General features: G+C 40.0%; 5 protein-coding genes. All 5 read left to right on the forward strand.

Translation table 11 applies throughout. The features are described 5' to 3' along the window. The first annotated feature begins 134 nt into the window (after window positions 1-134). The 5 genes from ABIQ28_RS13380 (at window position 135) to ABIQ28_RS13400 (ending at window position 10,137) form a co-directional block, all read left to right on the forward strand. Window positions 135-2,588: a LysM peptidoglycan-binding domain-containing protein gene (locus tag ABIQ28_RS13380; RefSeq protein WP_348038135.1), complete on the forward strand. Its 2,454-nt coding sequence runs from the start codon at window positions 135-137 to the stop codon at window positions 2,586-2,588. 42 nt (window positions 2,589-2,630) lie between these two features. Continuing rightward, complete coding sequence (locus ABIQ28_RS13385) at window positions 2,631-6,191, forward strand: gliding motility-associated C-terminal domain-containing protein (protein ID WP_348038137.1); 3,561 nt, start codon at window positions 2,631-2,633, stop codon at window positions 6,189-6,191. Between the two features lie 17 nt (window positions 6,192-6,208). After that, window positions 6,209-7,150, forward strand: coding sequence for a type IX secretion system membrane protein PorP/SprF (locus ABIQ28_RS13390; RefSeq protein WP_348038139.1), 942 nt, complete (start codon window positions 6,209-6,211; stop codon window positions 7,148-7,150). A gap of 100 nt (window positions 7,151-7,250) precedes the next feature. After that, window positions 7,251-9,140 carry an OmpA family protein gene (locus ABIQ28_RS13395; protein ID WP_348038141.1) on the forward strand — a complete coding sequence of 630 codons (1,890 nt, stop codon included), beginning with the start codon at window positions 7,251-7,253 and terminating at the stop codon, window positions 9,138-9,140. 832 nt (window positions 9,141-9,972) lie between these two features. Continuing rightward, entirely contained in the window at window positions 9,973-10,137 is a 165-nt protein-coding gene (locus ABIQ28_RS13400) for a hypothetical protein (protein ID WP_348038143.1), read from the forward strand. Window positions 10,138-10,662: the final 525 nt, after the last annotated feature.

Genomic DNA, 10,662 nt, shown 5'->3' on the forward strand with positions numbered 1-10,662 from the left:
CTTCACAGTTTAAGATAATTGTTTAAAAAAAGAATTTAATTACGCACGTAAATAGCGCTCTTGACTGATTTTTTGGTATTTTTATCAGATTATTTTTTGATGTTTAGTAAAAATTCCAACCCTCAGTGATTAAAATGAAGAGACTTTATACGTTTATAGCGCTATTATTCTTAAGCTTTTATATCGGTAATGCCCAGGAAAGCGTTAAAAAACATACCGTTAGCAGTGGAGAAACGCTATTGTCTATTTCTAAAACATACAATGTTACACTTTTCGATCTTCAGAAAGCCAACCCAAGTGCCGTTGACGGCGTTAAAATAGATGACGTTTTGGTCATCCCTGAAAGCACTATTAAAACTCCAACTCTCGAAAGTGGATCCGACCCCCTAAAAGCTTCTGAAGTGAGCTCTTCCATAAGTCATACGGTCAAGGCTGGCGAATCAAAATACAGCATTTCAAAACGATTTGGCCTGACGGTTAGTGATCTTGAATCTCAAAACCCACAAATCCTCTCTGGGTTGAATGTAGGTCAGGTATTGGAAATATTTCCATCCCCAACCTACGTCAGTGAAGAAACCCCTTCCAAACCCATGAACAAGAAAGGGAAAACCCATCAGGTGGTCTCTGGCGAAACCCTTTTTGCAATCTCGAGTGCCAACGGATTGACCGTTGACGAATTGGTCAAGGCGAATTCCAAAACGATTTCCGGGGATTTAAAAATAGGACAAATCTTATGGATTCCGGGTAGTGATGATGACAACGCCAGCCATAATGGGGATTATGTCGTAAAATATGGAGATACTAAATTCAGTCTCTCCAGACGTTTCAACACCTCCGTACTTGAATTGGAACGTAAAAACCCACATATAGCCAAGATGCTTATCGTAGGTCAGACCATCAACATGCCATCTACTGAATCCAATCCTACCAATACACCAATTGCTCAAAATGAAACCAAACCCACTCAAGCTGTAGTAATGCCAACAATAGAGGTCAAAGAAGCAGAAAAAGTCGTGACTTCTGACCAAACTCCATCCAAAGCACCTGCTCAAGTCTTAGAAAAACAAGAGAAAAAAATTGTTAAACATGACCTCCCTTCTAAAGAAATTGTTCAAAAAGAAAAAGAAGTAAAAACGATTATTTCTAATGTAGTTCCAACTAAAGCGATTACTCAAAAAGAGAAGCATGAAGAACTGGCAGCAACCGACACACATCCTGAAGAAGCAATCGAGGAATCTTCTATAGCCGATGCGCCAGATAGTTCTGACCGTGATTATAACCTTTATAAAATTCAACCCAACGAGACCGTTTATGGATTAGCTAAAAAGGCAGGGATGACCGTTCCTGAATTTTTAGAACTTAATCCACTGTTAAATAAATCTGTTCAAATAGGCACTTTTATCAAAATGCCAAATGATAACACGGCTTCAAACCCAGTATCAAATATAGCTTTAAACACTGAAGTTTTAATGATGCCGAAAATCACTGCGGGCTTTGCCGACTTAAGAACTTCAGCACACACCTCAACTTCAAAAAAACTATTGTTTTTTCTGCCCTTTTCGGAAGCTGATTATCAAAATTACGCAAGAATAGACGCCAACTTCAAAAACCTGTCTGACGATTTTAAACGCAGCCATTTGGAGTTTTACAAAGGCGCCAATATAGCTATCGATTCCATCAGAAAAATGAATCTCAATGTAGATGTGACTATTGTTGAAGCGCAAAGCGTCAACCAAACCTCGAAAACCATGTCTTTAATGCAAGATCATAATATTAAAGACTATGACGCCATCATCTTACCGTTTTACAAATCCATTGAGGAAGAAATTGCAGCGTTTACGGCGGACAACAATACACCGGTGATAACAACTACTACAATTGACAATAAAAAAAACACCAACAACTTATATAGTGCGCTGCCTTCCATAAATCAACAAAGGCTAAAGGTGCTTAATTATATGATGGCAAAACAAGGCCATATTATTGTGCTTAATGATGTCGATCGCATAGAAAGCAAAGCTTTTATTACAGGCCAGGTACCAAATGCAGACTTTGTGACCATCAAAAAAAATGGATCCTTTAGTGAGGCGGAATTGAAGTCTAAACTAAAAAAAGGACAAATCAACTATGTGATTATCGATAGCGAACGAAACAGTACTTTTTTAAACACTACCAACGCGCTTTTGAGTGAACTATCGAATTACAAATTGCAATTAGCGGTTTTGGACGCGTCTTTAATTCCTGATGATAGCAATGTGTCCCAAAAAAGATATCAAATTTTAAAGATGATTTTCCCTTCTTTAATTCCTGCTAAGTCAACCGAAAGTTCAAAGCAATTTTTAAGTGCCTATCAAAAAAAACACAAAATACTACCATCCACAAATATTATGTTAGGATTTGATATTACAATTGACAGCTTATTAAGGCTTATGCAACAACAAGGCTTTGAAAATTCAGCCATAAATTATATTACGGAATACACCCAACTGAAATTTGATTATGAAAAGAACACTCTAGGAGGTTATAGTAATGAAGGCATTTACATCTTACAATATGATCCTGATGCCCAGATACGCGACGCCAACTAATTTAAAGAAACGATTTCACCTAATGAATCGTCTTTTGTATTTATGAAGAAAACTACTATACCGCATTTTTATAATCAATTTATTGTTGCCTTACTATTTGTGATGGGTGCAACCGTGAATAGTTTTGCTCAATGTCCAACCGTGACCATTCCGACACTAAGTTTTTGTGATGTTGAAACGCCTACTCTGGCAACCCTTTCCATTGCGGCAACAAATAATGGCGGTGGTATCAAATGGTATGCAACGGCCAATTCTACAATTGCTCTCTCTCTTACCCAAGGTCTTGAAAATGGTAAAAGATATTTCGCCGACAACAACTCTGGTACTTGTGGTACGCGGCAGAGTGTATTAGTTACTATATATGGTGTACCACTTAGCTTACCTTTTCAAGGGGTTTGCGTGGATTATCCGGAAGAAGCGACGATTTCTGACTTAATTGCTTTTGGAAATGATGTGCAATGGTATGATGTAGCCACGGGAGGAAGCCCTTTACTGGTTTCAACAGTTTTAACGAATGAGACCACTTATTATGTGAACCAATCCAATCCAGATACAGGATGTAGAACTTCACGACTCTCCGTTTTAGTGAAGGTTGGTGTGGTTCCTGTTCCCACCGGCGATCCGGTTCAGTTATTTTGTGAGGGCTCCAATCCCACTGTGGCCGATTTAGTGGCATCGGGAACAAACAAATGGTATGGCACGATTTCATCAGGTACCATTTTACCATTATCAACACCGTTAGTCCATGGCGAAACTTATTATGCCACCACTTTTGATTCACCTTGTGAAAGCGTTGAACGTTTTCAAGTTAAAGTTGAGATTGTACCGCTGAACAATGCGGGCAACAATGGGGAAATCGAGATTTGCGAAACTGGCGTTGCAAGCACCAACACGGTAAATTTATTTGAGGCCCTTTTAGGCTCACCAGATACTTCAGGAACTTGGACGGGGCCGAGAGCAACTTCCCACGGAAATATAGGCACTGTAGATGTATCGACCATGACAGTCGCGGGAAGTCCTTATGTGTTTACCTATGCTGTCAGCTCTGCCTCTTGTCCCACCGCCACAGCAACCGTAAGTATTATGGTTACTGAAAGTGGCAATCCAGGTACCGATGGCACATTGAGCTTATGTGTTAATAGTCCTGCACAGGATCTTTTTGCCAGTTTGCAAGGCAATCCAGAACCTGGAGGTACTTGGTCTCCTGCTTTAGCAAGTGGCACGGGAATTTTTGATGTTTCAAAGGATTCTGCTGGCGTTTACACCTATACCGTTTATGGCGTTCCTCCTTGTGGCCCAGCTTCAGCAACAGTTACCGTGACTATCAGTGCAGAGCCTCTACCGGGCACCAATGGCAACTTGACACTGTGTTCTAATAGCGCTCCAGAAAATTTATTTAACAGCTTGGGTGGCTCACCACAATCGGGCGGCACATGGACCCCTGCACTAGCAAGTGGCACTGGGGTTTTTGATCCCTCTCAGGATGCTGCAGGAATTTACACCTATACGGTTTTTGGAACCGCACCTTGTGGAGACGCTTCGGCAACAGTAACCGTAAATATTACCCAGTTACCTAATCCTGGAACCAACGGAAGTTTGGCTTTATGTATTACTGATGGTTTAGAGGATTTATATGATAGTTTAGGCGGTACGCCAGAAACTGGAGGAACTTGGTCACCCGCCTTAGCAAGTGGCACAGGTTTTTTTGATCCATCAAAGGATACTCCTGGTATTTACACTTATACCATTAGCGGCGTATCACCTTGTGGAGCGGCTTCGGCAATAGTTAACGTCACTGTTAACCCTAAGGCCCAACCAGGAACCAACGGAAGTATAAGCCTCTGTTCGGATAGCGCCGCAGTAAATTTATTTGACAGCTTAGGCGGTTCACCACAATCAGGTGGCACATGGTCTCCTACCTTGGCAAGCGGTACGGGTGTTTTTGATCCGTCACAGGACGCTCCTGGTACTTATACCTATACCATTTCTGGAATTGCACCTTGTGGGGATGCCTTCTCAACAGTAACCGTAACCGTTAATCCATTAGCTAACGCTGGTACAAACGGAAGTCTGATTTTATGTAGCAGTGATCCATCACAGGATTTATTTAATAGTTTAGGTGGTACTCCAGATGCTGGAGGTACTTGGTTCCCTGCTTTGGCAAGTGGCACAGGTGTTTTTGATCCATCACAAGATGCTGCAGGAACTTATACCTATACCATTACTACAGATTGTGAACAAGCTTCGGCAACCGTTGAAGTCACCGTGAATCCTCAAGCTGATCCAGGAATCAATGGGAACCTCGCACTTTGTATTGATGGCAATCCAGAAGATTTATATAATCGTTTAGGCGGCACGCCTCAATCGGGAGGCATCTGGTTGCCTGCTTTGGCAAGTGGCACTGGACTGTTTGACCCTAAACAAGATGCTGCTGGAACTTATACCTATACGGTTTCTGGAATAACACCTTGTGGAACGGCGACAGCAACAGTAACCGTGACCGTTGATACCGCGCCTCAGGCAGGTTTAAATGGCCGATTTGCGATTTGTACTAATGATGCACCACAAGATCTTTTTGACAGTCTTGGCGGCACACCTGAAACTGGAGGCACCTGGTCCCCTGCTTTAGCAAGTGGCTCGGGTATTTTTGACCCTGCACAAGATAATGGTGGGTCTTATACCTATACTGTTACTAATGCTTGCGGCACGGATTCGGCAATCGTTACGGTTGCGCTTATTCCACAACCAGATCTTACGGGGCTCACATTGAGCGCCAATGCCATCTGTTTGGACGATGACATAACTATTAATTTATCTGGAGCAACACAACTTTCTGACGGCAACTATAATCTAACCTATTCGCTTGCAGGAGCCAATAGTACTGAACAAACCATTACGGTCAACATCACCAATGGCAGCAGTAATATTTACATCCCCGCTTCTCAATTGACAACCATTGGAACCACGACTTTTACGATTTTAAACCTTTTGAATCCTATCACAAATTGTGGTACTGCATCCGGCACCCTTCCAACGGTAGATTTCAATATTGAACATGCAGGAACACCAGAATTGGTAAATGAAGGTAACATCTTTTGTGAAGATGAATCCGCAACCATTGCCGACTTAACAAGCCAGCTTATTGGCGCTGATATCATTACTTGGTATGATGCTATAGAAAATGGTACAGCATATACTCGGGATACGCCTTTAGTAGATGGCACCACCTATTTTGCATCCAATACGACTTTAAGCGGGTGTGGCAATGATGTCCGATTGGCAGTAAGGGTTACGATTGATTTATGCGAACCTTTGGAAATTATCATTCCGGATGGTTTTAGTCCGAATGGCGATAATATCAATGACGATTTCTTTATTAAAAACCTTAGGGAATTATACCCTAATTTCAAATTGCAAATTTATAACCGATACGGAAACATTCTTTATAAAGGCGATATTAATACCCCTAATTGGGATGGGACTTCAAACCATGGAAGAGCTCTCGGCAATGGCGTTTTGCCTGTAGGCGTTTACTATTATATTTTGGAACTCAAGGACACTAACAATAAAACGATACAAGGTAGCGTGTACCTTAACAGGTAATCTGAATAAAGTTATCTATGATAATTAAAAATTTAAAATATACATTTCTTGGTTTCTTGCTTCTGACGGGATTATTCAGTGTGGCGCAACAGGATCCACAATACACTCAATACATGTATAATATGAGGGTCATCAATCCTGCCTACGCCACTGAAGGTGAAGATATCAATATAGGTGCCTTATACCGTACCCAATGGGTCGGCACAGTGGGCGCTCCAAATACAGGGTCGCTTTTTGTGCATGTACCTTTACAAGAAAAAATACAGGTTGGACTATCCATCATTAACGATCAAATTGGGAATGTGGTCAACGAAACCAATGTCTATGCCGATTTTGCATACATTTTATCTTTGGGAGCAGAAACTAAACTGTCGCTCGGCGTTAAAGCAGGAGCCAGTTTTTTCAACACCAATTTCAATGGCTTTATCTATTCGGATGTATTGCCAGATCCGGCATTTGCCAATAACCTGAGTAAAACATTTCCAAATATTGGTGCAGGTGCCTATCTTTTTGGATCCAATTATTATGTTGGCTTCTCTGCTCCTAACCTGCTAAATTCAAAGCACCTCGAGAGAGAAAGTGGGATTGTGGCAAATGGCGTTGAAGAAATTCACTTTTTTCTTACGGGTGGCTATGTGTTTGAACTCAATGAACAATTGAAATTAAAACCTGCATTTATGACCAAAGCAGTTTCTGGAGCACCATTATCGCTTGATTTAACTGCCAATTTACTGATCAATAATATGCTTGAAGTTGGCGCAGGCTATCGCTTTGATGATGCGGTCTCGGGATTGGCTAATTTCAGGATAAGTCCATCCATGCGGATTGGTTATGCCTATGATTATACCTTGTCCAATTTGGGCAGATTCAATTCTGGCACCCATGAAATTATGATTTTATTTGATATCAATAAATTAGGTAAGCCAAAAGGATATGATAAATCACCAAGATTTTTCTAAAAAAAGAGATGTGACAAGAGCATGCTAAAGATTTTAACATACAAGGGAAAGATTATCTGCGAACAGCATGTGACCATTGAAAAACAATAAATATAAACACATGAAAAACGTTTGCCTACTCCTATTTTTACTTGTTGCCTCATGGACGGTCCATGCGCAACGACCGAGCTTAAAAAAGGCCAACCAACTCTTCGCACAAAAATCGTACGTTGAGGCTGCAAAAATTTACCAATCGCTAGATAAAAACCAGGAAGTTCTTCAAAACCTGGGAGATTCCTATTACTTCAATTCTCAAATGAAATTGGCGCGAACCCCTTACGCAGGCTTGTTCACCAATTATAAAGACAGTTTAAAACCTGAGGTTTATTTCAGATATGCTAAAGTGCTACAAGGTGTCAAAGATTATGAAAACGCCGATAAAATAATGAGCGCATATCTTGGCTATGTTGTAGATACCAAAAAGTTCAGTACCAACCTCAACAGACTCGTGCCTTTTACCTATGATATCAAACAGATGAACCAAAGCTCGCGCACCGGCGATTTTGGCATCGCTTATTTTGGAGATAAAGTCGTTTTTTCATCTTTCAGAAATAATAAAAACGCCATCTACAGCTGGAATAACCAACCGTATTTGGATCTCTATCAAGCGGACGTTTCCAAGGACAAAAGACTGGTCAATATCCAGCCGTTTTCCGACGAAATCAATACCAGAACACATGAAAGCAATGCCACCTTTTCCAATGATGGCCTAACGATGTATTTTTCCAGAACCAATGAAAACCGCGTGCCTATTGGCGAAGAATTGGTGGCGACGGTCAAGATTTATAAAGCAAAATTAGTTGACAACGTCTGGACTAATATTACCGCACTACCCTTTAGCAGTGACCTCTACTCTACCCAACATCCGGTATTGAACAAAGATAACAGCCGCCTTTATTTTTCGAGTGATATGCCAGGCAGTTTAGGTTCTTTCGATATTTATTATGTTGATATTAATGATCATTTTGAAGGCTATGTAGAAGAAAGCTATGGCGATCCAGTAAATTTAGGCAGCACCATTAATACCATACATCGAGAGCAGTTCCCGTTTGTAGGTTATGAAGGCACGCTTTATTTTTCTTCTGACGGACACCAAGGCCTGGGTGGATTGGATATTTTCGTGAGCAAAATTTATGATGGTGTCTATTCCAAACCTCTTAATCTAGGAGAAACCATCAATTCAGAAATGGACGATTTTGGATTCATCGTCAATGAAGATGACGACACGGGTTACTTGTCATCCAACCGCACCGGATATGACAACTTATACGCCTTTACCCGTAAGGAAAACGAACGTCAATTTACCGTTGAAGGGAATGTTCGGGATAAAAATTCAAAGAATTTACTTCCTGGAACGACCATCACCTTATATGACGAAAACGACTTTTTGGTGGGTCAGATGGTTGTAGGCGAAGACGCGCAATATGTCTTCAATACTGAACCTAATAAAGTTTATAGTATTGAAGGGCATCGCGATTTCTATATCCCCACAACAGAAATTTTCGCCACCAATGATGATGGCAATATTACCTTTAATATTGAGCTTTCCATTGAATCTTATGATGATGCCGAAGACATTGTGGTAACCAAGGATGACGGCTATACCTATATTGAATTGGAAAACATTTATTTTGATTATGGCAAGTGGGACATCAAGCCAGAAGCTGCAAGCACTTTGGATGTTTTGGTCGATTTACTGAACAAATATCCACGCATGGAAATCCAGTTGGGGGCACATACTGACAATAGATCTTCTGATTTGTACAATCTTCATTTATCGCACCAACGCGCTGCCGCCACCCTTGAGTATATGGTTGAAAACGGGATTGACAGAAAACGTCTTCGTTCCAGAGGTTATGGCGAACGGGTGCCGTTAGTGGATTGTAAAGATAATTGTAGCGAAGTAGAACATTCGATTAACAGACGTTGTGAGTTTTTGATATTGAAGTAAGAGGCTTCCAATTGAAATTGATGTTGAAATTGAAATTGAAATTGAAATTGAAATTAGAAAGCTAAAGGGGCAAATTTATTTTTTAATGCTCTTTAACTGATTATTGTATGGGTATGTCTTTTTTTTTGAACCATTAAGGCATTAAGATAATTAAGAGATTGTGCTTCTAACCATACCCTTAATGGCCCTTAACTTCTTAATGGTTTACCTTTTTCTGAACCATTAAGGCATTAAGATAATTAAGAGATAATGCTTTTAACCAGACCTTAATGGACCTTAACTTCTTAATGGTTTACCTTTTTCTGAACCATTTAGGCATTAAGATAATTAAGAGATAATGCTTTTAACCAGACCTTAATGGCCCTTAACTTCTTAATGTTTTACCTTTTTCTGAACCATTTAGGCATTAAGATAATTAAGAGATTGTGCTTCTAACCAAACCCTTAATGGCCCTTAACTTCTTAATGCTCAACTTTTTTTGAGCAGTTTAGTTTTAAGATAATTAAGAAATGAATAACCGAATCTCCACTCTTCATTTATCCGTCCGTAGCTTTAGCGAAAGTGGAAATCCGATTCCACTTCCATTAATCGACAGCTTAACGGGAAGCGAATACTTTAACCGCAACGGACGCAAAGTTGAGCGCAAGTGACGCAATGTATAGCCAATTTATGTGATCTAAACTCAAGACTTAATAATGTGATTCGTATTCTAATTCTTTATCACACTTTTTCAGGTATTACAGAAGCAGTCTCCTGTGAAATTTGATTAGTTAAGCTATGACGCATCCATACACTATCCATACACTATCCATACACTATCCATGGAGTATCTATGGAGTATCTATGGAGTGCACTTGAAGCTGTAATTGAAATTGAAATCGAAATTGAAGTTGAAATTGAAATCGAAGTTGAAATTGAAATCGAAGTTGAAGTTGCCCGCCTACGGGATGGACAGGATGTTGAAAGAAACATTGAATTTGGAACCCTGATTACTTAATACTGCATTCTGAATCTGGTGGCGTTAAGACACTTAAAAAAGGGGTAAACACCTTTGAATTGTTGTTGAAAAACACCGCTGATGACCACGTTGAAATCTGCAGAAACCGGCACTTATTTTATAGGAAGATTATGCAGACCATATTGGGAGTATGTAGGGAGTATCTAGGGGTCATCCCCTATCTCGTTTTGTTCCGAAAAAGGTTTTTAGATTGGATGCTTAAATCATTGAATTGTTGGTGAAAAACACCAACAATGGCATAGATGGCATAGTGGATTGTAAGGATAATTGTAGCGAAGTAGAACATTCGATTAACAGACGTTGTGAGTTTTTGATATTGAAGTAAGAGGCTTCCAATTGAAATTGAAATCGAAATTGAAGTTGAAGTTGAAATTAGAAAGCTAAAGCGTCAAATTTATTTTTTAATGCTCTTTAACTGATTATTGTATGGGTATGTCTTTTTTTTTGAACCATTAAGGCATTAAGATAATTAAGAGATTGTGCTTCTAACCAAACCCTTAATGG

Origin of the sequence: Gelidibacter sp. (assembly GCF_039916245.1) — a bacterium.
Taxonomy (GTDB): Bacteria; Bacteroidota; Bacteroidia; order Flavobacteriales; family Flavobacteriaceae; genus Gelidibacter.